Source organism: Promicromonospora sp. MS192, assembly GCF_049532985.1.
Lineage (GTDB): Bacteria > Actinomycetota > Actinomycetes > Actinomycetales > Cellulomonadaceae > Promicromonospora.
In genome coordinates, this window is sequence record NZ_CP186693.1 from 2,469,305 (window position 1) to 2,494,183 (window position 24,879).

Annotated in this window: 28 protein-coding genes; 12 read left to right on the forward strand and 16 right to left on the reverse strand. The window is 73.0% G+C overall.

Annotation, left to right across the window (positions count from 1 at the left end; genetic code table 11):
- Positions 1 to 13: 13 nt before the first annotated feature.
- Together ACO229_RS11160 and ACO229_RS11165 are read right to left on the reverse strand one after the other, a co-directional pair.
- Positions 14 to 1,780, reverse strand: coding sequence for an HNH endonuclease (locus ACO229_RS11160; protein WP_423465290.1), 1,767 nt, complete (start codon positions 1,778 to 1,780; stop codon positions 14 to 16).
- A 331-nt stretch (positions 1,781 to 2,111) separates the two neighbouring features.
- Positions 2,112 to 2,720 carry a TetR/AcrR family transcriptional regulator gene (locus ACO229_RS11165; protein ID WP_397433470.1) on the reverse strand — a complete coding sequence of 203 codons (609 nt, stop codon included), beginning with the start codon at positions 2,718 to 2,720 and terminating at the stop codon, positions 2,112 to 2,114.
- Positions 2,721 to 2,891: 171 nt separating this feature from the next.
- Here ACO229_RS11165 and ACO229_RS11170 point away from each other — a divergent pair, with 171 nt between their 5' ends.
- Positions 2,892 to 3,113, forward strand: coding sequence for a hypothetical protein (locus ACO229_RS11170; protein ID WP_397415419.1), 222 nt, complete (start codon positions 2,892 to 2,894; stop codon positions 3,111 to 3,113).
- Between the two features lie 30 nt (positions 3,114 to 3,143).
- On the opposite strand, the gene ACO229_RS11175 is transcribed toward ACO229_RS11170, so the two are convergent.
- Genes ACO229_RS11175 through ACO229_RS11195 form a run of 5 tightly spaced genes read right to left on the reverse strand, consistent with a single transcriptional unit; the run spans position 3,144 to position 6,880 of the window.
- The gene (locus ACO229_RS11175) at positions 3,144 to 3,701 is read right to left on the reverse strand and encodes a DUF5134 domain-containing protein (protein WP_397433471.1); all 558 of its coding nucleotides are present in this window, start codon (positions 3,699 to 3,701) and stop codon (positions 3,144 to 3,146) included.
- Between the two features lie 27 nt (positions 3,702 to 3,728).
- Positions 3,729 to 4,955 carry a Dyp-type peroxidase gene (locus ACO229_RS11180; RefSeq protein WP_423464948.1) on the reverse strand — a complete coding sequence of 409 codons (1,227 nt, stop codon included), beginning with the start codon at positions 4,953 to 4,955 and terminating at the stop codon, positions 3,729 to 3,731.
- Entirely contained in the window at positions 4,955 to 5,548 is a 594-nt protein-coding gene (locus tag ACO229_RS11185) for a copper chaperone PCu(A)C (RefSeq protein WP_423464949.1), read from the reverse strand. Before ACO229_RS11185 ends, ACO229_RS11180 begins: the two co-directional genes overlap by 1 nt.
- Positions 5,549 to 5,559: 11 nt before the next feature.
- Positions 5,560 to 6,177: a copper resistance CopC family protein gene (locus ACO229_RS11190; RefSeq protein ID WP_423464950.1), complete on the reverse strand. Its 618-nt coding sequence runs from the start codon at positions 6,175 to 6,177 to the stop codon at positions 5,560 to 5,562.
- Positions 6,178 to 6,235: 58 nt separating this feature from the next.
- Positions 6,236 to 6,880, reverse strand: a complete 645-nt coding sequence (locus ACO229_RS11195) for a hypothetical protein (RefSeq protein ID WP_423464951.1) — start codon at positions 6,878 to 6,880, stop codon at positions 6,236 to 6,238.
- A gap of 48 nt (positions 6,881 to 6,928) precedes the next feature.
- Between ACO229_RS11195 and ACO229_RS11200 the strand changes: the two genes are divergently transcribed.
- A complete protein-coding gene (locus ACO229_RS11200; RefSeq protein ID WP_423464952.1) occupies positions 6,929 to 8,014 on the forward strand; it encodes a PQQ-dependent sugar dehydrogenase in 1,086 nt (361 codons plus the stop codon).
- Here ACO229_RS11200 and ACO229_RS11205 read toward each other — a convergent pair.
- Together ACO229_RS11205 and ACO229_RS11210 are read right to left on the reverse strand one after the other, a co-directional pair.
- Positions 7,998 to 9,353, reverse strand: a complete 1,356-nt coding sequence (locus ACO229_RS11205) for an ABC transporter substrate-binding protein (RefSeq protein ID WP_423464953.1) — start codon at positions 9,351 to 9,353, stop codon at positions 7,998 to 8,000. The genes ACO229_RS11200 and ACO229_RS11205 overlap by 17 nt on opposite strands.
- Before the next feature lie 66 nt (positions 9,354 to 9,419).
- A complete protein-coding gene (locus tag ACO229_RS11210; protein ID WP_423464954.1) occupies positions 9,420 to 12,248 on the reverse strand; it encodes a cation-translocating P-type ATPase in 2,829 nt (942 codons plus the stop codon).
- 99 nt (positions 12,249 to 12,347) lie between these two features.
- Here ACO229_RS11210 and ACO229_RS11215 point away from each other — a divergent pair, with 99 nt between their 5' ends.
- On the forward strand, positions 12,348 to 12,704 hold the full coding sequence (locus ACO229_RS11215; RefSeq protein ID WP_397433480.1) for a VOC family protein: 357 nt from the start codon (positions 12,348 to 12,350) through the stop codon (positions 12,702 to 12,704).
- Here ACO229_RS11215 and ACO229_RS11220 read toward each other — a convergent pair.
- Positions 12,653 to 12,976: a hypothetical protein gene (locus ACO229_RS11220; RefSeq protein WP_423464956.1), complete on the reverse strand. Its 324-nt coding sequence runs from the start codon at positions 12,974 to 12,976 to the stop codon at positions 12,653 to 12,655. The genes ACO229_RS11215 and ACO229_RS11220 overlap by 52 nt on opposite strands.
- Before the next feature lie 161 nt (positions 12,977 to 13,137).
- Between ACO229_RS11220 and ACO229_RS11225 the strand changes: the two genes are divergently transcribed.
- The 6 genes from ACO229_RS11225 to ACO229_RS11250 all read left to right on the forward strand — a co-directional run bounded on the left by ACO229_RS11225 (position 13,138) and on the right by ACO229_RS11250 (position 17,217).
- The gene (locus ACO229_RS11225) at positions 13,138 to 14,391 is read left to right on the forward strand and encodes a prolyl oligopeptidase family serine peptidase (RefSeq protein ID WP_397433481.1); all 1,254 of its coding nucleotides are present in this window, start codon (positions 13,138 to 13,140) and stop codon (positions 14,389 to 14,391) included.
- A gap of 104 nt (positions 14,392 to 14,495) precedes the next feature.
- Entirely contained in the window at positions 14,496 to 14,951 is a 456-nt protein-coding gene (locus ACO229_RS11230) for a GyrI-like domain-containing protein (RefSeq protein WP_397433482.1), read from the forward strand.
- Positions 14,952 to 15,092: 141 nt separating this feature from the next.
- Positions 15,093 to 15,509, forward strand: a complete 417-nt coding sequence (locus ACO229_RS11235; RefSeq protein ID WP_397415386.1) for a ribonuclease domain-containing protein — start codon at positions 15,093 to 15,095, stop codon at positions 15,507 to 15,509.
- 74 nt (positions 15,510 to 15,583) lie between these two features.
- Positions 15,584 to 15,994 (forward strand): barstar family protein, encoded by a 411-nt coding sequence (locus ACO229_RS11240; protein WP_423464958.1) that lies wholly within the window; start codon positions 15,584 to 15,586, stop codon positions 15,992 to 15,994.
- 14 nt (positions 15,995 to 16,008) lie between these two features.
- Positions 16,009 to 16,254: a hypothetical protein gene (locus ACO229_RS11245; protein ID WP_397415381.1), complete on the forward strand. Its 246-nt coding sequence runs from the start codon at positions 16,009 to 16,011 to the stop codon at positions 16,252 to 16,254.
- Positions 16,255 to 16,380: 126 nt separating this feature from the next.
- The gene (locus tag ACO229_RS11250) at positions 16,381 to 17,217 is read left to right on the forward strand and encodes a sigma factor-like helix-turn-helix DNA-binding protein (protein WP_397433484.1); all 837 of its coding nucleotides are present in this window, start codon (positions 16,381 to 16,383) and stop codon (positions 17,215 to 17,217) included.
- On the opposite strand, the gene ACO229_RS11255 is transcribed toward ACO229_RS11250, so the two are convergent.
- The 4 genes from ACO229_RS11255 to ACO229_RS11270 form a co-directional block, all read right to left on the reverse strand.
- On the reverse strand, positions 17,218 to 18,282 hold the full coding sequence (locus ACO229_RS11255; RefSeq protein WP_423464961.1) for a hypothetical protein: 1,065 nt from the start codon (positions 18,280 to 18,282) through the stop codon (positions 17,218 to 17,220). It abuts the gene before it with no gap.
- 63 nt (positions 18,283 to 18,345) lie between these two features.
- Positions 18,346 to 19,182, reverse strand: coding sequence for an aldo/keto reductase (locus ACO229_RS11260; protein ID WP_423464962.1), 837 nt, complete (start codon positions 19,180 to 19,182; stop codon positions 18,346 to 18,348).
- 61 nt (positions 19,183 to 19,243) lie between these two features.
- Complete coding sequence (locus ACO229_RS11265; protein WP_397433489.1) at positions 19,244 to 20,737, reverse strand: SulP family inorganic anion transporter; 1,494 nt, start codon at positions 20,735 to 20,737, stop codon at positions 19,244 to 19,246.
- Positions 20,734 to 21,036 carry a carbonic anhydrase gene (locus tag ACO229_RS11270; protein WP_423464965.1) on the reverse strand — a complete coding sequence of 101 codons (303 nt, stop codon included), beginning with the start codon at positions 21,034 to 21,036 and terminating at the stop codon, positions 20,734 to 20,736. Before ACO229_RS11270 ends, ACO229_RS11265 begins: the two co-directional genes overlap by 4 nt.
- A gap of 184 nt (positions 21,037 to 21,220) precedes the next feature.
- Here ACO229_RS11270 and ACO229_RS11275 point away from each other — a divergent pair, with 184 nt between their 5' ends.
- The 3 genes from ACO229_RS11275 to ACO229_RS11285 are packed head-to-tail and all read left to right on the forward strand — an operon-like array spanning position 21,221 to position 23,948.
- Positions 21,221 to 21,889 carry a response regulator transcription factor gene (locus ACO229_RS11275; protein ID WP_397415367.1) on the forward strand — a complete coding sequence of 223 codons (669 nt, stop codon included), beginning with the start codon at positions 21,221 to 21,223 and terminating at the stop codon, positions 21,887 to 21,889.
- Positions 21,886 to 23,127, forward strand: coding sequence for a sensor histidine kinase (locus tag ACO229_RS11280; protein ID WP_423464967.1), 1,242 nt, complete (start codon positions 21,886 to 21,888; stop codon positions 23,125 to 23,127). Before ACO229_RS11275 ends, ACO229_RS11280 begins: the two co-directional genes overlap by 4 nt.
- Entirely contained in the window at positions 23,124 to 23,948 is an 825-nt protein-coding gene (locus tag ACO229_RS11285; RefSeq protein ID WP_423464969.1) for an alpha/beta fold hydrolase, read from the forward strand. The genes ACO229_RS11280 and ACO229_RS11285 overlap by 4 nt, the downstream gene beginning before the upstream one ends.
- A gap of 28 nt (positions 23,949 to 23,976) precedes the next feature.
- Here the strand turns inward: ACO229_RS11285 and ACO229_RS11290 are convergent, their stop codons facing one another.
- Together ACO229_RS11290 and ACO229_RS11295 are read right to left on the reverse strand one after the other, a co-directional pair.
- Positions 23,977 to 24,471, reverse strand: a complete 495-nt coding sequence (locus tag ACO229_RS11290; RefSeq protein ID WP_423464971.1) for an HAAS signaling domain-containing protein — start codon at positions 24,469 to 24,471, stop codon at positions 23,977 to 23,979.
- Positions 24,471 to 24,806, reverse strand: coding sequence for a PadR family transcriptional regulator (locus tag ACO229_RS11295; RefSeq protein WP_423464973.1), 336 nt, complete (start codon positions 24,804 to 24,806; stop codon positions 24,471 to 24,473). The genes ACO229_RS11290 and ACO229_RS11295 overlap by 1 nt, the downstream gene beginning before the upstream one ends.
- Positions 24,807 to 24,879 lie beyond the last annotated feature (73 nt).

The following is a 24,879-nucleotide window of genomic DNA, read 5'->3' on the forward strand; positions in this document are numbered from 1 at the left end:
ATGGGAGCGAGCGCTAGCTGTACCGGTGTGCCCAGAAGACGTCCGGCAGGCGGCCACGCGCTCGCCGCCGCCGGGCGGAGCGCTGTCGCGAGCTTGAATCCGGACCCCGGCTCGTGGCGGGTCGGTAGGGAATCGCGTCGTGGTGGTGGGTGGTGTGGCAGCCGATGGTGTAGCGGCTGCGTGGGGTGCGTCCGGGGGGTGGGCCGGTCATGCCGACCGCTGGTGTCCATTTCGGGGCAGGGGTGCGATCGCGAGCCATGGCGGGGTTCTGGGCGTGGCCGGTCGACCCGGCTTTGGGCGGGTTCTGGGCGTGGCCGGTCTGCCTCGGGTCGGCCTGCCTCTGGTCGGCCTGCCTCGGGTCGGCCTGCCTCGGGTCGGTCTGTGGCTGGTCGGTCCCGGTGGATCGCGACGCGTCGCTGTCTGCGGGCGCGCCAGAGTCACGCGTCCGACCTGTGTTCCGTTCGCGGTCTCGTTCGGTGTCGTGGATCCTGGCCGGCATCCCGCCCCGGTCGGCGCGCAGGGGTGTCGGTGGCATGGGTGCTACCGAGAGGTGCGTGTGTCCGGTCGGGGTCCTGGTCTCTACCGCGTGGCGTCCCTCGTGCTGGGTGGTCTTCTGTACCCAGCCGGGTGCCTGCTTGGCATGATTGCACCGGGCGCACAGGCCTTGCCCGTTGTCCAGGCTGGTAGGGCCGCCCTGGGCGTGGGGGGTGATGTGGTCCAGGTGCCGGATCGGTGCGTCACACCACGCCGTGGCACAGATCCCCTGCCCCCGGGCGCGTAGCAAGCCCGCCAGGCCTGGTGGGTGGAACCGGGAGGTGGACGTCGCAGCCAGCAGACGACCGGGCGGGTCGACGTAGATGCTCCGCAACCACGCGGCGTCGGTGTCGATCGCGTGCGCGACCAGGTTCCGGGCCACCGGCGCCGGGACCACACCCCCACCCACCGGAACACCCTCGACCACCACACCAGGCTGAGTACCACCAGCCAGCAGGGTCTCATCGGAGACCAGGAGGTTGATCGCCACCGGCACATCCGCGGCCTGCCCGGGCTCACGCCCGGTGACACGCTCGATCAGAGTGTCGGCCATGATCTGACCGGTCCCCCTCTCGTCCCCACCCGCCTTCGTGGCCTCGGCGTGGTGCTTGAGCTGGGCGTAGGCCTGTACTCCCTGCCCCATCGGCACCAGGGCGGTCAGGTACACCATCAGGTCCGGGGCAGGACGGATCGAGACCCGCCGCTGCGAGACGGCCCTCGCGTTGCGGTTCACGCACGCGTGCACATCCAGGCTCGCGGCAAGCTCCTTGACCCGGGCCACCAACCGCCGCGTCCCCATCCGTACCAAAGCATCCAGGTGCGCGGGGCCGCAGACCTGCTCGTCGATCAGAGCACGATGCTCCACCGACAGGTGCGACGTCTCCCGCACCAACAACGTGGCCCGCCACTGCGAGAGCACCCCCGTCTGCAACGCCGCGAACGTGTACGGCATCTGCGTCACCCACACCCGCGAGGTGCCAAGGAACCCGGCACCGGCGTGCGGGGACACCCGTAGCGCGGCACCCACCTGGCACGGCACACCACGACCCTGACGCTCCACCCGAACACCCTGTGCGGCCTCCTCAGCCCTGGTGGCCTCGTCCAGGGCGACCACCAGGCGGGCCTGCGTCGCGGTCACCGCAGCCTTCACCGCCTCCAACTCACCCAGTAGATCCACCCACTGCGCCTGGACCTCCCGCGAGACCAGACCCGACCCGGACATGTCAGCAGCACCGGGCAGAATCATCCCCGCCAGCGCCTCCCGCACCACCCGCACATCAGCCACAGTGCCGACGCCACCAAGCACGCGCTCTCCGGGTCCCCCCGCACCACCATCAGGCAGCACATCCTCGGGCAGCACCGACCCGACAGGCTGCCCGCCCGCCAGTCCCCGCACCTCACCCGATCGCGTCATACCATCATCCTATGGCACACCTGTTCGATGCGCTCGACGAAGATGCCCGCCTGTGGACAAGCCACGAACGACCACTCACCACCCCTCGGCGCCACACCAAGAGCGCAACGACAGGGCAGCACCCCACCCACCCGAGCAAGCCACCACCCGCACCCGCAGCCCCTCAGCCCTCCGGCTCCACGACACAGGAACGGACCCGGTCCAGCGCAGCGCCCATCGCCGCCCGCATCGGCTCGGCGGTGCCGAGAACCTGCGCCAGCAGGGAGCCGCCCTGCAGCGCCGCGAGGAGCGCGAGGGCCAGGTCGTCCAGGTCGGCGTCAGGCCGGAGCGTGCCACGGTCGCGCATGGCGCGCAGTGCATCGAGCAGGGCCACCCGCCAGCGCTCGTACCCCGCGCGGATCTCGGCGCGCGACGCCGCGTCCCCGGCACACAGCTCGGCCGCCAGCGTGCTGAGATCGCAGCGACCGCCGACCACTCCCTGCCGGGCCACCGCGGCGTCGGCCCAGGCCTCGAGCGCCTCCATGCTGTCGAGCACACCTGGTGCACCAGGTCCGACGGCGGCCTGGCGTGCGATGACCGCCCCGATCAGCGCCTGCTTGGTGGCGAAGTAGTGGTAGAGCTGCGACCCGCTGACGCCGGCGGCATGGCGCACCTGATCGGTGCTCGTCCCGGCGACACCGTGCGCCGCGATCAGGCCCGTCGCGGCATCCAGGATCCGAGTGCGGGTCGCCTCGCCCTTCGGCGTCAGACGCCGCACGATCCGCTCCACCATGAGCCGACCCTAGCAGTCTGGGTCACGTGACCCAGAAAACGGGCAATCAGCACTCAGTGTGGTCGGAGTCATGGCAGATCTTGACGTTCCATAGAGCGATGCCGGACCCTCGAAGGAGACGGGGCACCTGCCCCGTCCAGCCCGTTCCCGTTCCACGCAAAGGAGATGGCAATGAGCGACAACCCCGAGCTCGTCCACGTGGCGACCTTCTGCGGCAAGTGCGACTGCGGCTGCCCGGAGCTCTTCGTCGACCCGACGGCCGACCCCCTGAAGCAGATCGTGATCACCGACGACTTCGGCCAGCGCATCCAGATGAGCCACGACCAGCTCGCCGACCTCGTGGAGCAGGCCCGCAGCGGCGCCCTGGACGCCGCGGCCCTCCAGCCCGCCTGACCGGCGCCGGAAACCCACGGCCGGAACCCGTCACCCGGTGAGCATGAGCACGCACATCACCACCGTCCCGCCGCTCATCAGGGCACCCGCAAGGTGGTCGGCACCGCCGCGCTCCCGTCCGGCACCATGGACCAGGAGCACGACGGTGCCGACCACGAGGGCAACGACCAGGGCAGCGCCCCAGGCCGCGGCCCCGTCCGTGACGGTGGGGTGCGGACCGTGCGCCGCGTGGTGCGCCGCGGGCCCACGGCCCATCACCGCCACGGCCCACACCATCGCCAGCATCATCACGGCGTGCACCGCCAGCGCCCCCGCGTCGGCCCCGCGGCCGGGTTCGAGGGCGCGCCACGCGGCGAGCGCCGCGAAGAACCCCGCCCCCAGCGCGAAGAAGGCGACCTGCGGGAGCACCGGGAGCGCGACCCACCACGGCCACATCATGGCCACCATGACGAGGCTCATGCCCAGGTGGAGCAGGTGCTCCGCGACGGCGAGCGGCAGCCGGGCGGCGGCCAGCCACCACAGGGAGCGGACGCCGAGCCCGCCGAACACCGCGGTCATCGCCCACTGCGCCACCGGCTCTGCCGTCATCCGCTCCCCCACCCCTCGCCCACGGACTCACGTGAGGAGAGTGTCACCGACGAAGCCCCCCTCGGCACACCCCGGCGGTACGGCGAAGACCGCCGAACCGATCGGGACGGTCCACTCGTTGAGCAGGTCGAGCTGGTCCAGACGCCGCTGGATCGGCGTGAACTGCCGGTCGACGTCCGCCTGGAAGGACACGAAGATCAGCCCGGACCGGGAGACCGAGCCACCCGCCGGGCGCTCGTCGTAGTTGTAGGCGCGCCGGAAGATCCGCTCGGCCGGGTCCTCGCTCCGTGCCCGCCGCAGGTGGGAGAACTCCGCGATGACCGGGAACCCGATGGCGGTGGTCGCCTCGAGGTCGGGTTCGTCGAGCTCGTCGGTACCCGTCAGCGGCGCGCCGTTGGACAGGTACCGCCCCACGGACTGCTCGCGGCCGCCCCGGTCGAGCCGGTCCCACGTGTCGAGGTCCATCCCGATCCGGCGGACGACCATGCTCGTCCCGCCCGACAGCCACCCGTCGGTGCTCCACACGATCTGGTCGAAGTCCGCCGTCCCCGGAACCGGGTTGGACGTCCCGTCGACCTGGCCGAACAGGTTCCGCATCGTGGTGCCGGGCCGGACGCTGCCGTAGGCGCGCCGGAACCCCTGCTGGCTCCAGCGCACCGACGCGAAGCTCCGGGCGTCCTTGAGCAGCATGCGGGCCGCGTGCGCCACGGTGAGCGCGTCGTCCGCGGCGATCTGGAGCAGCAGGTCGCCGTCGCTGAACTCCGGCAGCAGCCGGTCGACGGCGAACGGCGGCAGCGCCCGCAGCCACTCCGGGGAGCGTCCTCGGGCGCGAGCCACGAACCGTGGCCCGAACCCGAACGTCACCGTCAGCCGTGCAGGGGCCACGGCCAGCTCCGGCTCGGAGTCGGCCAGGGCGGGTTCGCCCCGGGTCAGCCGGGCGGCGTCGTCGGAGAGGATCCGCATCAGGCGCGTCAGGTCGTCACGGCCGGTGTCGTCCAGGAGGTCGAGGGCGAGGAAGAGGCCGTGCGCCTGGGCGTCGGTGCCGATGCCCGCCTGGTGCGTCCCGTGGAAGGGGACGGTCCGGTCGCCGTTCAGGCCGGCCGCCTCGGCGGGCCCCTCGGTCGTGCTGTTCAGGGCGAGGTCCGCACCGATGGCCGTGGCCGCGCCGACGCCGGCGACAGCTCCTCCGAGGAGGAACTGCCGCCGGGTCGACCCGGTCCGGCCGGTGCGCGCGCCCGTTCCGGGCCGCGGCATCAGCCGTCCATGTCCATGCTGCCGTCCGTGCCGCTGTCCGTGCCGCCGTCTTCCCCGCCCACGTAGTTCTCGTTCGCACCCGAGTAGTCCTTGACGGGTGCCGTGAACTCGTAGGTGGAGTCGTCGGAGAAGGCCAGCGTGAACGCCACCTCGTCGCCGGCCCGCAGCGGGCCCGCGAGGTCCATCAGCATGATGTGGCTCCCGCCCGGCGCCAGGTCGAGCGTGCCGCCCGCGGGGATCACGAAGCCGCCCTCGACCTCGCGCATGACCATCTCCCCGGCCTCGCCCTCCACGGTCTCGTGGAGCTCCAGGGCGGACGACGCCTCGGTGGTCGCCGAGACCACCGTGACGTCCTGGGAGCCGTTGTTGCTGAGCTGCCCGAAGGCCGCGGACATGCCGGAACCGGCGGCCTTGACCCAGCCGTCGGCGAGGGTCACGCTCTGCCCGGCGGGCGCCGCGACGTCCTCGGGCGCGGCGTCGGCAGCGGTTCCGCAGCCCGCGAGGGCGAGCGTCGCCGCCACGAGGAGCGCACCCATCCGGGCGCTGGTCGTGCTCCGGCGGATGGTCGGCCGGTTGATCAGAAGGTTGTGCACAGGAGTACCTCTCACGCTGTTCCCGACGCGTCGGGTTCGTCCCCGGCGTCGTCGGCGCCGGCCGCGTGACCGCGGCGGCGGAGAAACTGGACGAGTGCGAGCAGCGCCACCGCGACGGCGGCACCGCCCGCGCCGACGAGGACGACCCGCCAGGGCCCCTCGTCGTCCTGCGCGACCTGATCCTGCGTACTGCCCTGCGCGTCGCTCCCCGGGCCGGCCGACGGGTCGGCCGCGGGCGACGAGCCGGCCAGCGGCTCGCCGTCGCCCACCGAGAACGGCACGACGCCCGAGATGGGGTGCCCGTCCGAGGACACGACCCGCCACCGGATCTCGTAGCCGGCCTCCGGCATGCCCTCGTCGAGCACCGCCGAGACCGTGGGGCCGTCGATCGTGGGGGCCGCCGACACCCAGTCGGTGCCGTCGCCGTCGGACACGACGACGGCGGCACCCATGTCCAGCACGTCGGCCGAGAACGTCAGCGACACCGTGTCGGGTGCCCGGTCCAGGACCTGGTCGGACGCCGGATCGCTGGAGACCAGCTTGTCGTGGGCGGACGCCGGGGCGGCCGTCGCGAGCAGCGCGACGACAGCCCCCGTCAGCCCGGCCACGAGGGGACGGGTTCGGGGCATGGCAAAGACCTCTCCTCCGACGTCGCCGGGCGACGTCGGCACGCACAGGGAACTGGGATCAGATCGCGTGCGGTGCGGGAGGTCCCCTGCGGAGCAGGGGTGAGAGCTGGGGCCCCGGGTGCAGGGGCCGGAAGGTGGCCGCGACCACGGCCGGGAGCGCGGGGCGCACGACGAGGCGTGCGCCCTCCACGACGGCGCGCCCGCCCAGGAGCCAGGCCGCGGCGCGGACGGCGAGCTGGCGCAGCCGGAGCAGGAGCAGCTCGCCGCGGTACAGGACGACGACGGTGACCGCCGCCGCCAGGGCGTGCCAGACCCACATCGTGACGTCGGCGTGCGCCATGCCCGCCGCGTGGTCCGCCGCGGCGCCCGCGGCCGGCACCGGCGGGACGACCGCCCCGTGGTGGTGCCCTGGGGTCGGTGCGGGTCCGCCCGAGGCGGGTGTGCCGAGCAGGAACAGGACGTGGAAGAAGAGCTGGCTCGCGACGACGGAGGCGGACAGGCCCACGAGCGACAGGCGCCGCCCGGCCCAGGCGATGCAGATCGGCAGCGAGAGCGCCAGCGGGACCAGCACACCCAAGGGGCCCGGCATCGCACCACCGGCGGCGAGGTGGGACGCCAGCGCAACGAAGGTCGCAGACGAGGCCGCCAGACCACCGCGCAACGCACGCACGCGCCTGGCGTGGTCGTCGCGTCCGCTCGTCACGCGTCCTCCGTCCCCCCGGCCTGCCCGAGATCCTGTCATATTAGCGTCATGCGCTCGCTCTCCAGGCTGGTCCCTGCGCTGGTCGTCGCCACCCTCGTCACCGGGTGCGGGGCCGCCGGGCCCACCGCACCCACCTCGGCGCCCACCTCGGCGCCCACACCGTCGACCACCGTGTCCGGCCCCGCACCCCGGGCGCTCGCGACCGGGCTGGACGTCCCGTGGTCGATCGCCTTCCGCGACGGCACCCCGCTCATCAGCCAGCGCGGCACCGGGGAGATCCTGGAGCTGCTCGACGACGGCACCACCCGCGCGATCGGCACGGTCGAGGGCGTCCGCGCCGTCGGCGAGAGCGGGCTGCTCGGCCTGGCCGTCGACGACCAGGACCGCCTGTACGCCTACTCGACCGGCCCGGACGGCAACCGCGTGCAGCGGTTCGACGTGACGGGCGAGCCCGGGGCCCTGCACCTCGGCGACGCCGAGACCCTGATCGACGGTCTCCCGGCCGCGGCCAACCACGACGGCGGCCGCATCGCGTTCGGCCCGGACGGCATGCTGTACGCCACCGTGGGCGACGCCGGGAACCCCGACGACGCCCAGGACCGCACGGTGCTCGCCGGGAAGATCCTGCGCCTGACGCCCGACGGCGAGGTGCCCGGCGACAACCCGTTCCCCGGGTCTCCCGTGTACAGCTACGGGCACCGCAACCCGCAGGGCATCGCCTGGGCCGACGACGGCACGATGTTCGCCGCCGAGTTCGGCCAGGACACCTGGGACGAGCTGAACGTGATCACCCCGGGCGCCAACTACGGCTGGCCCGTGGTCGAGGGCATCGCGGACGACGACCGGTTCGCCGACCCGGTCCAGCAGTGGAGCCCGGCCGAGGCCAGCCCCAGCGGCATCGCCGTCGTCGACGGCGCGATCCTCGTGGCCAACCTCCGCGGCGAGGTACTGCGGTCCGTGCCGGTCGCCGACCCCACGACCGCCACCGAGCACTACGCCGGCGAGTACGGCCGGCTCCGCGACGTCGCCCTCTCCCCCGACGGCGACGTGTGGTTCCTCACCAGCAACACCGACGGCCGAGGCAGTCCGGGACCCGAGGACGACCGCCTGCTCGCCGTCACTCCCGCACCGTGAAGCCCTGGTTCCTGCCGTACGTCACCATCGACTCCTCCCAGGCCACGAGCCCGTCCGCCAGCGACGCCGACCCGGTGTACGCCTGGCCGACAGTGTCGGGGAAGACGCTGTTGGCGTAGACCTGGTACGGCAGGTACTGCCAGCCCTCCACCACACCGGTGGCCGACGCCGAGAGCACCTCGTTGATGCGCTGCCCGCCGAAGTACGCGGGTTCCTTGGCGAGGAACTCGGGGCTGGTGAGGTCGGCCGTCGTGGCCGGGAAGTTGCCGTGGTCCAGCCGGACCTGCACACCGTCGCCGGCGTTCGCGTACTGCAGGAAGCCGTAGGCCAGGGCCTTCTTCTCGCTGGCCTCGGTCACCGACAACGCCGAACCGCCGTTCTCCGCGGTCTCGTTCGCACCCTCGGTCCACTGCGGCATCGGGGCCACACGCCAGTCACCCGACGCCGGGGCGGCGCCCGACTCCAGGTTCGCCGGCATCCACGCACCGGTCACCAGCGCCGCGATGGTCCCGTCGCCGAGCCGCTGGAACCACTCGTCGGACCACTCGGGCACGTTCGCCACCAGGTCCTCGTCCAGGAGCCGCTGCCACATCTCGGCGAACTTCGCCGAGCCCTCGTCGGCGAGGTTCACGGTCACCGTCGTGCCGTCCACGGTGAACGGCCTGCCGCCCGCCTGCCAGATCATCGACGTGGCGAACCCGGCGTTGCCGTCGTCCGCGATGATGTGGGTGCCGGCGTCGTACGCGTGGATCTTCCGGGCCGCCTCGACGAACTCGTCCCACGTGGCCGGCACCTCGACGCCCGCCTCGTAGAACGTCTTCGCGTTGTAGAACAGGGCCATCGGGCCGGAGTCCATCGGCAGGCCGTACACGGCGTCGCCGTCCGTCACCGCACCCCAGGTCCCGGGCGAGTACGCGCCGTCCAGGTCGCCCGCACCGAAGGGCGTCAGGTCCGCGAGCGACCCGGAGATCGAGAACTGCGGCAGGGCGTAGTACTCGACCTGCGCGACGTCGGGCACACCCGACCCGGCGCTGATCGCGTTCTGCAGCACCACGTAGTGGTCGTTGCCCGTGCCGACGTTCGCCAGCTCGACGTCCACGTTCGGGTACTCGGCCTCGAAGCCCTCGACGACCTCGTCCAGCGTGGGCTCCCACGCCCAGACCAGCAGGTCGCCGCCCTCCTCCAGCGCGCTGGTCACCGCTTCCGGGGACAGCGCGGCCCCCGCGGCCAGGCCGGCGTCGGGCGCGGTGGCGCACCCGGCCAGGGCGGCCGCCGCGACGCCGGTCACGGCGAGCGCCACGCGGGCGCGCCGGTGAGAGCTGAACTTGCCGAGGGGCACAGGGACTCCGTTCGGATCGACGTCGACGTCTGCCGGGCAGGCCTCCGTACGGTAACTCCAGATCTCTCACCCCTGCGGGTGCCGCGCCCGCCAGAGCAGCTTGCGCAGCTCGTCGAACCAGAGCACGGAGGAGGCCGCGCCGAGCGCCACGGCCCAGTGGGCGGCGTCGAGCGCTGCGGTGCCGAACGCCACCTGCAGGACGGGCACGTGCACGACGGCGACCTGGAGCACGACGCCGAGCCCGACGGCACCCCAGAGCCAGGGTCCCCGGAACATCCGGTGGAACGCGCTGGTGGTCTCGGAACGGGAGTTGAGCACGTTGAAGAGCTGGGCCAGCACGAGCGTGGTGAACCCTGCGGTGCGCGCCACGGTGAGGTCGTCGGTGCCCTCGACGAGGCCGCCGGGCAGGAAGATGTCGATGGTCAGCAGGGTGGCGACACCCATGACGAGCCCGATGCCGAGCACGCCGGTCCACATGCGGGCGTCGATGATGCGCTCGTGCGGGCTGCGCGGGGGCCGGGCCATCACGTCGTCGGTCTCGGGGTCCACGCCCATGGCGAGCGCGGGGCCGGAGTCGGTGACGAGGTTGATCCAGAGGATCTGCGTGGCCAGCAGGGGGACGACGACGGTCTCGCCGCCCGCGGCCCCGTCCAGCCCGACGACGCCGGCGAGCAGCACGCCGAGCAGCACCGTGCAGACCTCGCCCATGTTCGAGGAGAGCAGGTAGCGCAGGAACTTCTTGATGTTGTCGAAGATGATCCGGCCCTGGCGCACGGCGGCGACGATGGTGGCGAAGTTGTCGTCGCCGAGGATCATCGTGGCCGACTCCTTGGTCACCTCCGTGCCCGTGACGCCCATGGCCACGCCGATGTCGGCGGTCTTGAGGGCGGGGGCGTCGTTCACGCCGTCGCCGGTCATCGCCACGACGTGCCCGTCGGCCTGGAGCGCGTCCACGATCTGCAGCTTGTTCTGCGGGGCCACGCGGGCGTACACGGAGACGGTGCGGGTGGTCTCGCGCAGGCCCTCCGCGTCCAGGTGGTCCAGCTCGGTCCCCGTGACGGCGCGGGCACCGGGTTCCACGATGCCGAGGTCGCTCGCGATCCGGCCGGCCGTGACGGGGTGGTCGCCCGTGATCATCATGACGCGGACGCCGGCGCGGTGGGCCTCGGCCACCGCCGCCGCGACCTCCGGGCGCGGCGGGTCGATGATGCCGACCACGCCCAGGTAGACCAGGTCGGACTCGTGCTCCTCCAGGCCGTCCGGACCGGTGCCCTCCTCCACCCGGCGGTACGCCACCCCCAGCGTGCGGTACGCCTGGCCGGACAGACGCTCGACGTCGGCGAGCGCCGCGGCCCGCCGCGCTCCGTCGAGCGGGACGGTCTCCTCGCCGACCTGGAGGCCGGTGCAGCGCGGCAGGAGCACGTCGGGGGCACCCTTGGTGACGAGCGCCCAGGCGCCGTCGCCGGGCGGGTCCACGAGCGCGGACATGAGCTTGCGCTCGGACGTGAACGGCACCTCGCCGCGCCGCTCGAACCCGGCGACGCCGTCCGTGGTGCCGGCGAGCTTGTGCGCCGCGACGAGGAACGCGGCCTCGGTCGGGTCGCCCTGGACGGTCCACTCCCCGTCGTGCTCGACGAGCTGGGCGTCGTTGGCCAGGGAGCCACCGCCCAGCACCATCAGGACCTCGCGGGTGAGCCGCTCGTCGGTCAGGGGCCCGGAGCCGGCCCGGACCTCGCCGTCGGGCCGGTACCCCACGCCGGTGAGCGTGACCTCACCGGAGGCGGTGACGACGCGCTGGATCGTCATCTCGTTCTTGGTCAGGGTGCCGGTCTTGTCCGACGCGACCACGGATGCCGAGCCGAGCGTCTCCGCGGAGTGCAGCTTCTTGACCACGGCGTTGCGGCGGGCCATGGCCTGGACCCCGACCGCCAGGACCACCGAGAGGATGGCGGGCAGCCCCTCGGGCACGGCGGCCACGGCGAGCGAGACGCCGAGGAGCAGGACGGTGACGAGGTCGGCGGGCGTGCGTACGTCGTTGACGAGCGCCGCCAGGACCATCACGACCACGGCGATGCCGATGACGGTGAGGCCGAGCACCTTGCTGACGTGCGCGATCTCGCGCTGCAGCGGGGTGTCCTCCTCCTGGGTGGAGTCGAGCAGGCGCGCGATGGCACCCATCTGCGTGTCCATGCCGGTGGCCACCACGACGGCGCGGCCGACGCCCTGGGCCACGGCGGTGCCCTTGTAGACCATGTCGAACCGGTCGCCCAGGGGCGCGGGCTGCGCCAGCACCGCCGTGTCCTTGAGCACCGCCTCGCTCTCCCCCGTCAGCGACGACTCCTGCACGCGCAGCGCCGTCGCGCTCATCAGCCGCGCGTCCGCGCCGACGGCGTCCCCCTCGGCCAGCACGAGCACGTCGCCGGGCACCAGCTCGGCGGACCGCACCGTGCGGCGCCGGCCGTCGCGCAGCACGGTCGACATGGCCTCGGTCATGGACCGCAGGGCCGCGACCGCGCTCTCCGCCCGGCTCTCCTGGACCAGGCCGAGCACCGCGTTGAGCACGACGATCGCGGCGATGACGACGGCGTCCACCGGGACGCCGTGCGCCCCCTCGACCCACCAGACCGCCAGGGAGATGCCCACGGCCACCAGCAGCAGCGTCACGAGCGGGTCCCGGAACTGGTCCAGCACCTTGCGCCACACCGGGACGGGCGGGCGGGACCGCAGCTCGTTGGGGCCGTGGGCCGCCAGCCGGCGCGCGGCCTCGGCGTCGCTCAGCCCGACGGCGGGGTCGACGCCGAGACCGCGGGCCACCTCCTCGGCGTCCCGCAGCGACGGGTCCGGCGCAGGCGGTGCGGCGGACAGGGGCGGGGTGGGCTGCTGCGGGGTGGCCACCCTGCGATCATGCCCCCGTCACGGCGGCACGACACCCCCAGCACGAGGTGATCGCCGCCCGACCGATCATTTCCGCCCGGCGGCGTCGTCAACCCCCGCATGGACGACTTTCTCTCCGACGGTGCCGAGCTGTTCGCGACGAGCTGCGTGGCCGACTACGCGGCCGCCTACCCGTGGTGGGAGGCGGTGCTCGGCGCGAAGCCGTCGTTCGACGCCACCCCGACGGAGTCGGTGTGGGAGGTGGCGCCGCACCGCTGGATCGTGCTCGAGCAGCGGCCCGAACGCGCCGGAAACGCGACGCACACGCTGTTCGTGCAAGACCTCGACGCCCGTGTCGCGGCGATCTCCGCGCGCGGCATCGAGCCGAGCGACCACGAGACCTACGGCGACGTGCGCAAGGTGATCTACCGCGACCCGGAGGGCAACGAGCTCGGCTTCGGCGGCAACGGCGGGTGAGCCCGGCCGCGCCGTCCGACGACGTAGCCGGCCACGCCGCCCAGCAGCAGGGCGCCCGCGCCGGCGAACAGCGCGGCGGTGCCGGGCGGGAACGCGCCGCCCGGGACGTACGTCGTCTCCGACAGCGGCGCGTAGGCGAACCAGCCGAAGGTCACCGGGCGGGTCGCGACCCACACCGCGACCCCCAGCAGCGCGAGTCCCAGGAGGGCGAGCGCCGCGAGGGCGATGCGTGTCGATCGTGCCGGCGAGGATGGCGGGACCGGGGCTGTCATGCCCCGCATTCTCCCGGCAGCGCGTCAGCGGGGGCAACCGTGTGGCGTGGCGGCCGTGCCACGACCGTCCGTTGACGTGCGCCGACGCCCCTCACTAGCCTCCGGGTGGTCGGTGCGCGCCGGAGCCCGCCGACCCTGGCCCCGAACGAAGGAGTTCCGCCATGAGCACCTCGATCTCCCGCCGCTCCCTGCTCGTCTCCGGCGCCGCCGTGGGCGCCTCGACCCTGCTGGGCGTGCCGGCCGCGAGCGCCGCCGGCCGCGACCCGGACGACGCGGTGGTGACGCCGGTCGCCGAGGTGCTCGACAGCGGTGAGCAGGTGACCGCGCTGCGGGTGTCCTCGCGCGTGCTGGGCCGCGTGGAGCGGGCGTCGCTGACGACGTCGACGTTCACGGTGCACGTGACGGCCACCAACCCGCTGACCGGCCTGGTCGCCTACGAGCAGGACCGGGTGGTCACGGCGGCGGGCTGGACGAGGCGCGGCGAGATCCTGCTGGAGCTGGCGCACGGCTGGGGTGTGAGCGGTGGCGACACCCTGCAGTACCTGGGCGCGTTCGGACGCAACGTGGTCCTGGACCTCGACCACGCGGTGACGCAGGCCGAGCCGTTGCGGAGCCACGGCGGCGGCTCTGTCGTGCTCGGCCCGTTCCGGCAGGGTCGCCTGTCCGACCCGGAGGTGGACGCGTTCTCCCGGCACGTGACGGCGTCGGGGCTCAACTACCGGTTGTTCTCCCCGCCCGGCGGGGGTGGCCGGCACGGCGCGGCGCTGGTGGTCTGGCTGCACGGCGGCGGCGAGGGCGGGCTGCTGACGGACGGGTACGACTACTACGACAACGAGACGCCGCTGCGGGCCAACCGGGGTGCCCTCGGCTTCGCCACGCCGGAGGCCCAGCGCCTGTTCGGCGGTGCGTATGTGCTCGCGCCGCAGTCGACGTCGGCCTGGATGCTCGACGGCGACGGTTTCGCGCCCCTCGTCCTGGAGGCGATCGAGGAGGTCGTGGCGGCGCACCGGATCGACCGGCGCCGGATCCACGTCGCGGGTTGCTCCAACGGCGGGTACATGTCGCTGAAGATGGTCGCCGAGCACCCGGACAGGTTCGCCAGCTCGGTGCCGGTCTGCTGCGGCATCGGTCCGCGCGACGGCTCCGGCACCTACTTCATCTCCGACGGCGAGCTCACGGCGATGACGACGCCGACGTGGCTCGTGGCCTCGGCCGACGACACCACCCTGGACCCCGAGGACAACACGGTCCACGCCCACGAGCGCATCGCCGGCTCGATCATGAGCCTGTACGACACCGTGACGTGGGACGGGAACTCCTATCCCGGGCACTGGTCGTGGATCTACGTCGCGCGCAACGACCCGCGGCACGACGGCGTGCGCCTCTGGGAGTGGATGGCCGCGGCCCGGCGCTGAGCCCGTCCGGCGCCCTGCCGCGTCGAGGTGCGCGGGGCGCCACTGCGGGCGGATCCTGGAGGTACCGGGACGTCCGGGCCCGGTACCGACGGGAGGCGGACGACATGGAGATCGTTCGAGGCGAACGGGCGGCGCAGGAGATCGTGGGCCTGCGCGAGACGGTGCGCATGGACGCGCTCAGCGACTTCTTCGCCCGCGCGATGCGCACGGCGAGCGAGGCCCTGGCGGCCCGCGGGATGGAGCCGGCGGGGCCGCCGGTGGCCCTCTACACGGGGATGAGCGACGAGTCGTGGGACGTCACCGCCGGGTTCCCCGTGCCGGCGGGGGCTGCGCCGTCCGACGAGGTGGTTGCCGCGATGCTGCCCGGCGGGGCGACCGTGGAGGTGGTGCACCACGGGTCCTACGACGGCCTGCCGGGCACGCACGGCGAGCTCGCGGCATGGTTCCAGGAGAACGGCATGGTCGTGCCGACGGTGGTGTGGGAGGAGTACGTCGTCGGCCCCGACACCGAGGCGGACCCGGAGCGCTGGCAGACACGGATCGTCTACCCGGCGGGCTGATCCGGCGTCCCGTTCCGGCCGCGCCACCACCCGACAATTCAGACAGATTAAATTCACCCGCAGGACGGTGCGTCGTCGGGTCCGCGTCGGCGGGGCGCACCAGACTCTCCCCCGGTAGTCCCAACCGAGAGGGAGGTCAGCGTGTCCGAGAAGAAGAGCATCGCGTCCAGCCTGGTGAGTCTGCTCGTCGTCCTGTCCACGATGGTCGGCTTCGCCGCCGCCACCGTCTCCGTCGCGCCCGCGGCGGAGGCGACCGTCTACAGCTCCTGCACCCACAGCGGCTGCGCCGAGGCGTACGACTCGCGGGCGATCTGGAGCTCCAAGGGATACCCGAGCACGCGCGGCTGGGTGAGCTGGCCGGACGGCCAGTGCAACTTTGCCGGCGGCACGTACAACAACTACGAGGGTGAGCTCCCCGCCGGCCACTCCTACCTCGAGTTCGACGTCACGCCGCGCGCCTGCGGCGCCGCGCGGCAGTCCTACCGGCTCGTCCTGGACCGCACCACCGGCGTGGTCTACTTCTCGCCCAACCACTACGGCGACTTCTACCGCATGTGACCCGCCCCCGTGCGCCGCGTCCCGACCGGTCGCGGCGCACGGGCCCGGCCGACCGGGACGGATAACCTCGAACCATGACGCACGACCTGCCCGTGCTCGTCGTCGACGGGACGCGGTTCAGCGACCTCGACGGCTTCGCCCGCGAGTTCTCCCGGCTGCTGACCGGGTACACCTGGAGCGGGAACCTCGACGCCCTCAACGACGTGCTCCGCGGCGGGTACGGGACCCCCGCGGGCGGCTGGGTCCTGAGGTGGCTCGGCTCGGAGGCCTCCCGGGCGGCGCTCGGCCACGCCGCCACGGCCCGCCGCCTGGAGCAGCTCCTGCCGTCCGTCGACCCGTCGAACCGGGCGGCGGTCGAGGCCCGGCTCGCCGCCGCGCGTCGTGGCGAGGGGCCGACCCTGTTCGACGAGATCGTCGCGATCATGCGTGAGCACGGGCCCGGCGGCCGGGAGGCGGCGAGCGGGGTCGTGCTGGAGCTGCGGTGAGGCATGCTGTACCCATGCCGAAGACCCTGCCCACGAGCCCCACGGTGATCACCGACGACAGCGAGGTACGCCTCGTCGCCGGGGCCGACCAGTTCGCCGTCCGTCTCAAGGACGGGCACCTGCACGTCCGTGCCATCGACACCAGCGGTGGCGAGGCCCAGCTCGTCGTGATCCCGACGTCGCGCAGCACCCTCAACCTGGAGATCTCCCACCCGGGGGCGCCCGGACCGGTGCCCGTGGAGGGGCCGACCGTCCGCTGAGCGTCACATTGGAGGTGCTCGGGCCACAGGCCGGGTATTGTCGATGCACCCTCGCGTCCGCGGACCGCACCGGCCCGGCGAGCGCGCGGGCCTGTGTCTCGGTCGGCGGGCGGGCGGGGTGATCGCATGAAGGTCAAGGCTCCTGACGGAGTCGATGCGGGGAAGCAGGCGCTCCCCAACGTCGACTTCTCGGCGTACCTCGAGACCGGCGGACTCCCGTGGCAGCGGCGTCAGCGCGTGTTCGAGGCCATGGCACGTCTGCAGGTCGAGCGGTACCGGGTGGCGAGCGCGCTGGAGCACAACCGGCGGGTCTCCGGGCGCATCATCGGCCGGGGCCCGGTAGGCATCAACCGCGCCCTCGCGGATGCCGCGAAGTCCTGGCGGAGCGTCGAGTCCGTACGCCACACCGGCACGGTCGGCCAGCTCATGACCAGCCTCCCGAACAACGCGTTCCTCATCGAGCGCGGCCTGCGGATGGTCAGCCTGTGGAGCTACTCGGGCCTCGAACCCGAAGCTCGCCTCGTCCTGTCCGGCGAGGACCCCTCGGTCTACTTCTTCGTGTTCGCCCCGATGCAGATGAAGATCATCGACGGCACCAGCGTGCTGCTGGACGGCCCCAGCCTCCGGGGCGACCTGACCGTCATGGAGGTCACCGACGCCGCGTGCCTGGCCGCTGCCCGCGGCTACTGGGACGCCGTGTCGGCGACCAGGTACCCGTGCGACGCGGAGACGGCGGCCCTGGTGGAGCTGTCGCCGCGGCAGCGCCGCATCGTGACGCTCATGCTCACCAGCTCCTCGGACGAGGAGATCGCCCGCAAGCTCGGCGTGAGCGTCCGGACCGTGCGGGCGGACATCGCCGCCGTCCTCAGCCTGCTGGACGCGCCCACGCGCTTCGTCGCCGGCCTGCGGCTGCGCGAGCGCCTCGGCGTGCCGGCCCCGCAGCCGACGGACCCGGTGCGTTAGTCACGTGCCGTCGACCGCCCGGTCGTCCTGGAGCCGCGCCGCCACGGTGCGCACGAACAGGAAGAGCCAGGTGAGCAGCAGGGAGAACCCGACGAACTCGACGGCGGTCAGGTTGAAGTAGCCCACCGGCCACATCAGCAGGACCACGAACGCGAACGCGCCCACGAAGAAGGACGACGTGACGAGGAAGGTCCGCGGCAGGCGGGGCACGAGGAACGGCGTGGCGACGATGAGCCCCGCGAACAGCACGGTCATCACCGACGCGATGACCGTGTGCAGCACCTTGGCGATCTCCACGGTCACCCAGCCCAGCGCCACGAGCAGGACGGCCACCCCGACGAGCCATGCCCGGAGCACCTCGAGCCGCCGCAGCTCCCCGGCGGCCGCACCGGTACGCAGGTCACCGATCACGTAGTGCGACAGCGTCGTCATCGCGAGGCCCGCGAAGACCAGGGTCATGTTGAACGCGTACGCCGAGAAGCCGCCGCCGACGCCCAGGGCGCTGAAGTTGACCTGCCACCAGTGCTTGTCGTTGGCCGAGAGCATGCTCGCCAGTGCGCCGCTGACGAGGAACAGGGCGAGCAGGTTCGCGATCGCAACCGACGTCAGGGCCGCGGCCACCAGCGTGAGCACGTAGGCCGCCACGGCGGCCGACACCCCGACGAGGACGGCGGCCATCACCGCGTCCAGGCGCAGCTCCCGGAACGCCAGGTCGAAGACCGCGAAGGCCGAGCCGGTCAGCAGCACGACGATGCCGGCCGCCGTCACGGTGAGCACGAAGGCGTCGAAGGCGCGCCGCCACCTGCCGGCCGTCATCCCCACGCGGGGCACGCGCGCGGAGCGGACGTAGCCGGTGCAGAACGCCACGGCCCCGGACGCCCCCGACGCGACCGCCGCGACCATGCCGACCGATCCCCCGCCGAACAACGGGACGGCCTCGCCCCCGAACACCACGACACCCGCCACCAGGCTCACCGCCAGCGCGGCGAGCGCGAGGAGCAGTGCACGGTTCTCCGTCGCGACCGACCCGGGTGCGGGCCGCAGCAGCCGCTCACGTACCGACATTCCTCGTTGCCTCCCAGGTTCGGATCCTATGCGGACCAACTGGTCGGCGGGGGTCCTACCCGGTCACAGCTCCTCGTACGTGGCCGGGTCCTGGTTCGCGGTGCGACCGTCCGGCCGGCCCAGGGCGGTGAGCCGGGCGACGTCCTCGTCCGTGAGCACCACGTCGAAGATCGCGAGGTTCTCCCGCTGCCGGGCACGTCCGGCGGCCTTGGGCAGGGGGATCGCGCCCCGGGCCACGTGCCAGGCGAGCACCACCTGCGCCGGGCTGACCTCGTGCCGGGTCGCGAGCTCGGCGACCACCGGATGGCTCAGCAGGTCGTTGCCGCGCCCGATCGGGGTCCACGACTCGGTCAGGACGCCGCGCTCGTGGTGGAACGCCAGGGCCTCGGTCTGCGGAAAGTACGGGTGCAGCTCGATCTGGTTCACCACCGGCAGCACGCCCGTCTCCTGCGCGAGGCGGTCGAGGTGCTCCGGCAGGAAGTTGCACACACCGATCTGCCGCACCAGCCCCCGCTCCCGCGCCTCGACGAGGGCGCGCCACGCCTCGACGTACCTGCCCACGGACGGGTTGGGCCAGTGGATGAGGTACAGGTCGATCGCGTCCAGGCCCGTGCGCAGCACGCTCTCCTCGACCGTCGCGATCGCGTCGTCGAACGCGTGGTAGCGCCCCGGGAGCTTGGAGGTCACCACGATCTCCTCGCGCGGCACCGCGGAGCGCCGGACGGCGGCGCCGACGGCACCCTCGTTCTGGTAGCTCGCGGCCGAGTCCAGCAGCCGGTACCCGGCCGCGAGCGCATCACCCACCGCTGCCGCACCCGCCTCGCCGCGCAGCCGATAGGTGCCGAAACCGACGGCCGGAAGCGTGTAGCCGGACGGCGACGTGACTGCAGGGATGGACATCGGCGACGCTCCTCGACATGGACGGCAGGTAGCTCGACGCTAGCAAGCCGCCGGGCCGGGCTCAGAGCTTCTGGGCGAACCGCACCGGCTCGACGCTCTCGCTGCCGTGCCGGGCGGCCCAGTTCTCCAGCGACGTGCGGCAGGCGTGGTCGATGTGGTGCAGCCCGGACAGGTCCACCTCGACGGGGCGGTCCCGCGGGAGCGCCTCCAGCTGGTCGAGCAGCCTGGGCAGCCGCAGGAACGTCGCGCTGCCCCGTAGGCGTGCGGTGAGCGGACCGGTGCCCGGGTCGATCACCTCGAGGTGCACGCGCGAGGTGTCCCACGCGGTCTTGACCACCGAGAGGGCCAGCCCCACGAGCACCCCCTCGAACATGCCGACCGAGACGATCGCCACCGCGGTCGCCATCAGGACGAGAGCCTCACCCCGGTGCCCGTGCCACAGCCGGCGGACCTCCGCCAACGGGATCAGCTTGAACCCGGCGTGGACCAGCACGCCGGCGAGCGCGGCGACGGGGATGAGGCCGAGCGCCGCGGGAACCAGCGCGGCGAACAGCAGCAGCCAGACGCCGTGCAGCACCCGGGACGCCCGCGTGCGGGCTCCCGCCTGGACGTTCGCGGCGCTGCGGACGATGACCGCGGTGAGCGGCAGGGCGCCCAGCACGCCGCACACGGCGTTGCCCGCGCCCTGTGCCATGAGCTCCTGGTTGTACCGGGTCCGGGGCCCGTCGTGCAGCCGGTCCACCGCAGCCGCGCTGAACAGGCTCTCGGCCGAGGCGATCAGCGTGAAGGCCAGGATCGTGCCGATGACGCCGACCTCGGCGAGCCGGGCGAAGTCGCCCGGACCGGGCGGCTGGATCGAGTCGAGCAGGCCGTGCACCTCGACCATGGCCACCGACGGGCCGAGGAGCGCACCCGCGCCGATCGCCAGGCCGACCGCCGCGAGCGGCGCGGGAACGACCCGCAGCCGCTGCGGCACCTTCTTCCACAGGACGAGCACGGCGATCGTGCCCAGGCCGAGAGCGAACGACGTCAGCGCCGTCGGCGAGCGCCAGACGTCGGCGAGCAGGCCGGGCAGGCCGGCGATCTTGGCCAGGCTCGCGCCGGGTGCGTCGAGCCCCGCCATGGAGTAGAGCTGCCCGGCGATGAGCACGAGACCGATGCCGGCGAGCATCCCCTCGACCACCGAGACCGAGATCGCCCGGAACCAGCGGCCCAGCCGCAGCGCGCCCATGAGGAGCTGAAGCAGGCCGGTGGCGAGCACCAGGACCCCCAGGACGGAGATGCCGAACTGCTGCACGGCCTGGTACACCAGCACCGTCAACCCGGCCGCCGGGCCGCTGACCTGCAGGCTGCTGCCGGGGAGCAGGCCGGTGACCAGTCCGCCGACGATCCCGGTGACCAGTCCCAGCTCCGCCGGCACACCGGAGGCGACGGCGACGCCCACGCACAGCGGCACGGCGACCAGGAACACCACGAACGATGCGGTCAGGTCGGCCAGGAAGATGCCTCGCCTCGACGTCGGCACGCCCGCCGCCGCACCCCGTACGGCGCTCACAGCGGCAGGAACTGGTCGGCGTGCGCGCTGTGCGCGAGCACGGTTCCTGTGTCCACCTCGTAGAACCAGCCGTGGAGGCGCAGCCGGCGGTCGTGGCGGGGCACGATGTTCCCCGCGGTCCGGAGCTCGAAGAGCTCCCCCGGGCGGGCGCCGGTGATCAGCGAGGGAATGACCCGGGAGTCGGAACAGGTCAGGAACAGGACCTGCGGGGACTGGCCGTGAGCCAGCTCGTCGAAGTGCTCGCGCTGCCGCGCGACGTGGTCGGGGAAGGACCGGGCGTGGTCGAGAAGATGCTGCATCAGATACCCCCTGGTGCGCCCCGTGGGCGCATCGGTCGTCAACGGTGGTGGAGAACGTCGGGTAGGTGAGGTGCACGGCGAACCCTGGACGGGTCGCAGCCGGGATTCGGCCGCTCTCGGCTGTACACAAGTCTTGCCACCGAATCTCAGAGCAACATCAGAGAGGGGGTGAAACAATCTGCCCATGGACCAGGACGCGCGCCGTGTGTTGTTGGTCGAGGACGACGTGCGACTCTCTGACCTGCTCGTTCGCCTGCTCACGGCGGAGGGCTACAGCGTGGTCCCCGTCTTCGACGGCCAGGCCGGGCTGCACCACGGGCTGACCGGCACGTGGGACGCGCTGATCATCGACCGCACGCTCCCCGTGATGGAGGGGGTCGACCTGGTCCGCCGCCTGCGCTCCCGCGGGGTGACGACGCCGACGATGCTGCTCACCGCGCGCGGCACCACCGAGGACCGGGTGGAGGGGCTCGACTCCGGCGCCGAGGACTACGTGGTCAAGCCGTTCGACAGCGACGAGCTGCTGGCGCGGCTGCGCGCTCTCCTGCGCCGCCACTCCGACACGTCGGCCGTCATCGACCTCGGCAGGCGGCGGCTCGACGTCGGCACGCGCAGGGTGCTCTCCCCCGACGCCGACCCGGTCGAGCTGTCCGCCCAGGAGTGCGCGCTGCTGAGCGTGATCGCGGCCAACCCGGGCCGGGTCCGCAGCCGGGAGGAGCTGCGCCGGCGCGTCTTCCAGAACGCGGACAGCCCGAACGCCGTGGACACCTACGTCTACTACCTGAGGCGCAAGCTCGGCCACCAGACGATCCGTACCGTGCGCGGGCTCGGCTACCAGCTCGGGACATCGTGACCACTGCCATCAGCGACCGCCGGCTGCTGCGCAAGGCGTCCCTGGCCGTCGCGCTCCAGACCGGGGCGGCCGTCGCGGTCGTCGTCTCCGCGGTGATCGCCCTGGTGTACGTGGTCGGGCTCGAGGCCCGGCGCGACGCGTCGGAGAGCAAGCTGCAGGCCAAGGTGGCCGAGACGGGCAACCACCACGTCATGCTGGACGGCACCGACACCGTGGTCCTGGACGGCATGCCCGCGAACTGCCCCGAACGCCATGTCCGCGAGACCGCGGCACGGCTGTCCGACGGCCAGTCGCGCATCGACGTCTGCGGCAGCCCGTTCCTCGCCTACGTCGGCCAGGCGCCCGACGGCACCCGCGTCACCGCGATCATGAACTTCGTCGAGCAGCAGGAGGAGACGGAGCGCCTCACCCGGCTGTCCCTCGCGGCCGGCGCCCTCGGCGTCCTGGCGTCCGCGCTGATCGGCTGGGCGTTCGGCCGCCGCGCCGTCCGCTCGCTGGGCGAGGCCCTGGCCCTGCAGCGCCGCTTCGTCGCCGACGCCGGCCACGAGCTGCGCACTCCTCTGGCCATCGTGCTCACGCGCGCCCAGCTCCTGCTGCGCGGCCCCACCCACGACGAGGACCAGCGCCGGGAGCTGCAGCAGCTGACCATGGACGCGAAGGTCGCCGCGGAGGTCGTGGACGACCTGCTCCTCGCTGCCGAGATCCAGCACCGGCCGCTCCCCCGGCTACCGGTCGACCTCGGCGCCCTCGTCCATGAGGTCCGCGCGTCGTTCGCGGCACGCGCGGAGCTGGCGGGAGTCGTGCTCGCCGTCGACACCCAACCCGGCACCGAGCACGTCGTCGTCGGTACCGCGAGCGCCCTGCGCCGCGCGGTGTCGTCCCTCGTCGACAACGCCCTGGCCCACGTGTCCCACGGCGGCCGCGTCGTGATCTCGCTGCGCCCGCGCGGCCTCGGGACGGCCCTGACAGTGACCGACGACGGCGAGGGCCTCGACCCGGCACAGGCCCGGGAGCTGACCCAGCGCTTCCGGCGCGGGTCCCAGGACAGGGTGGGCGCCGTGCGCCTCGGCCTGGGCCTCGCGCTGGTCAACGAGATCGTCACCGCGCACGGCGGCGAGCTGACGATCGACGGCGCTCCCGGGCACGGGGCCTCCTTCACGCTGCTCTTCCCGACGTCGGGCGGCCCGTTCGGCCGCGTCCCGGCACCGCCGGCGGCCGGCGCTAGGCTGCGCGGGTGAGCACGACGCGTCGCGATGAAGCGCAGGCCCCGGACGGCACCACCATCGCCTACCGCACCCACGGCGACGGCGCACCGGTCGTGCTGGTGCACGGCACCGGGCTCTCGCAGGTGGTGTGGCGCGGCCTCGGGTACGTCGACGCCCTCGCCGGGTACCAGGTCGTCACGCTCGATCTCCGGGGGCACGGACGCAGCGGCCGCCCGACGTCGCCCGCCGACTACACCTCGACCCGGTTCGCCTCCGACGTCGTGTCCGTGCTCGACGCGCTGGCGATCCCCCGTGCGCACTACCTCGGGTACTCGCTCGGGGCGCGGACCGGCTTCACGCTCCTCGACACCCACCCGGACAGGATCAGCTCGTTCGTCTCGCTCGGCGGCACCCACCGCGCCACCGCCGGAGGCCCCGCGGAGGTCTTCTTCCCGGACTTCGACGAGGCACTCCGGCTCGGGGGCATGACCGAGTTCGTGGAACGGTGGGGACGCCACCGGGGTGCGCCGCTGGACCCGCAGACCGCACTGGCGTTCATGGCGAACGACCCGGACGCCCTGCGCGCGATCCTCGCCGCGATCGAGCAGGAGCCTGGGGTGCCGACGGCCCGCCTCCGCGACATCACCACCCCCACGCTGCTGCTGGCGGGCGACCGGGACCGGGCACGGTGGGAGGCCGCTGCGGAGGCGGCGCACGTGATGAGCGACGCCCGGGCCGTGACGCTGGAGGGCGCCGACCACGCGACGACGCTCAGCGACCGGGCGCACGTGGTCGCCCATGTCCTCCCGTTCCTCCAGGCCGTGCCGGTGCCGGAACCGAGCCGCTGCCCGTAGGGCGGTGCGGGGTGACCGGCCTGTGCGGTCACCCGGCCACGGTGGCCATCGCCTGGAACCAGCCCTCCGCCGACACCGAGCTCAGGCGGTGCAGCAGGAGGAGCAGGAGGCCACCCAGGGTGGGGATCGCGCTGAGCAGGATGGTCAGCCACTGCAGCGCCCGGTTTCCCACGCCCGCCCGCATCCGGACGATGCCCCACACAAGGGTGACCGGCGCCAGCGGCCAGACGACGACGGCGAGGAGAGGGAGCACCACGTCGACGGCCTCGACCCTCGTGGCCGGGGCCGCAGGCCTCGGTGCGGGTGTCACCTCGGCGGCGATGGCCTCCACGGGACCCAGCTCGTCGAGCACGCGGCGGGCCGACTCGTCACCGCTGCCGTGCCGGGCGAGCGACTCGGCGGCGTGCTCACGCACCGCCGCCACCGTCTCCGCACGTTCACGCGGATCGGCGGACGCCAGGGCGCGGTCGAGGTCGGCGAGGTAGGCCTCGACCGTCGTAGGAAGGTCAGGGGTGGTGGTCATCAGGACTCCAGGGTCGCGCGGACATCGGTCGTGAAACGGGACCAGGTGGCGGTGAAGGTCTCGAGGGCGGCCCGGCCCTCGTCGGTGATCTCGTAGTAGCGGCGCGGCGGGCCCACCGCGGAGGGGACCTGGGTGGTGGTGACCCAGCTCTGCTGGCGCAGCCGGGACAGCAGCGGGTACAGCGTCCCCTCGCTGGCCAGCAGGGATCTGTCCGTGCCGAGTCGTTCGGCCAGCTCCAGCCCGTAGGCCGGTCCGGAGCGCAGGCACGCCAGGACGCAGTACTCCACGACTCCCTTGCGGAGCTGCGTCAGGACGATGTCCGGTGTCGGTACCATGCGACACAAGATAGCAGTTCCTTGCGACACAAGATAGCCTCCCGGGTCGGACTCCCCCGCACCACACCCCGTC

Excerpts from the sequence above, each read along its gene's own strand:
- ACO229_RS11165 (WP_397433470.1), bottom strand. The coding sequence starts at position 2,720 with ATGGTGGAGCGGATCGTGCGGCGTCTGACGCCGAAGGGCGAGGCGACC.
- ACO229_RS11255 (WP_423464961.1), bottom strand. The coding sequence starts at position 18,282 with ATGTCGGTACGTGAGCGGCTGCTGCGGCCCGCACCCGGGTCGGTCGCG.
- ACO229_RS11275 (WP_397415367.1), top strand. The coding sequence starts at position 21,221 with ATGGACCAGGACGCGCGCCGTGTGTTGTTGGTCGAGGACGACGTGCGA.
- ACO229_RS11215 (WP_397433480.1), top strand. The coding sequence starts at position 12,348 with ATGGACGACTTTCTCTCCGACGGTGCCGAGCTGTTCGCGACGAGCTGC.
- ACO229_RS11245 (WP_397415381.1), top strand. The coding sequence starts at position 16,009 with ATGCCGAAGACCCTGCCCACGAGCCCCACGGTGATCACCGACGACAGC.
- ACO229_RS11220 (WP_423464956.1), bottom strand. The coding sequence starts at position 12,976 with ATGACAGCCCCGGTCCCGCCATCCTCGCCGGCACGATCGACACGCATC.
- ACO229_RS11175 (WP_397433471.1), bottom strand. The coding sequence starts at position 3,701 with ATGACGGCAGAGCCGGTGGCGCAGTGGGCGATGACCGCGGTGTTCGGC.
- ACO229_RS11190 (WP_423464950.1), bottom strand. The coding sequence starts at position 6,177 with ATGCCCCGAACCCGTCCCCTCGTGGCCGGGCTGACGGGGGCTGTCGTC.
- ACO229_RS11230 (WP_397433482.1), top strand. The coding sequence starts at position 14,496 with ATGGAGATCGTTCGAGGCGAACGGGCGGCGCAGGAGATCGTGGGCCTG.
- ACO229_RS11180 (WP_423464948.1), bottom strand. The coding sequence starts at position 4,955 with ATGCCGCGGCCCGGAACGGGCGCGCGCACCGGCCGGACCGGGTCGACC.
- ACO229_RS11260 (WP_423464962.1), bottom strand. The coding sequence starts at position 19,182 with ATGTCCATCCCTGCAGTCACGTCGCCGTCCGGCTACACGCTTCCGGCC.
- ACO229_RS11225 (WP_397433481.1), top strand. The coding sequence starts at position 13,138 with ATGAGCACCTCGATCTCCCGCCGCTCCCTGCTCGTCTCCGGCGCCGCC.
- ACO229_RS11295 (WP_423464973.1), bottom strand. The coding sequence starts at position 24,806 with ATGGTACCGACACCGGACATCGTCCTGACGCAGCTCCGCAAGGGAGTC.
- ACO229_RS11270 (WP_423464965.1), bottom strand. The coding sequence starts at position 21,036 with ATGCAGCATCTTCTCGACCACGCCCGGTCCTTCCCCGACCACGTCGCG.
- ACO229_RS11170 (WP_397415419.1), top strand. The coding sequence starts at position 2,892 with ATGAGCGACAACCCCGAGCTCGTCCACGTGGCGACCTTCTGCGGCAAG.
- ACO229_RS11250 (WP_397433484.1), top strand. The coding sequence starts at position 16,381 with ATGAAGGTCAAGGCTCCTGACGGAGTCGATGCGGGGAAGCAGGCGCTC.
- ACO229_RS11160 (WP_423465290.1), bottom strand. The coding sequence starts at position 1,780 with ATGATTCTGCCCGGTGCTGCTGACATGTCCGGGTCGGGTCTGGTCTCG.
- ACO229_RS11290 (WP_423464971.1), bottom strand. The coding sequence starts at position 24,471 with ATGACCACCACCCCTGACCTTCCTACGACGGTCGAGGCCTACCTCGCC.
- ACO229_RS11240 (WP_423464958.1), top strand. The coding sequence starts at position 15,584 with ATGACGCACGACCTGCCCGTGCTCGTCGTCGACGGGACGCGGTTCAGC.
- ACO229_RS11200 (WP_423464952.1), top strand. The coding sequence starts at position 6,929 with ATGCGCTCGCTCTCCAGGCTGGTCCCTGCGCTGGTCGTCGCCACCCTC.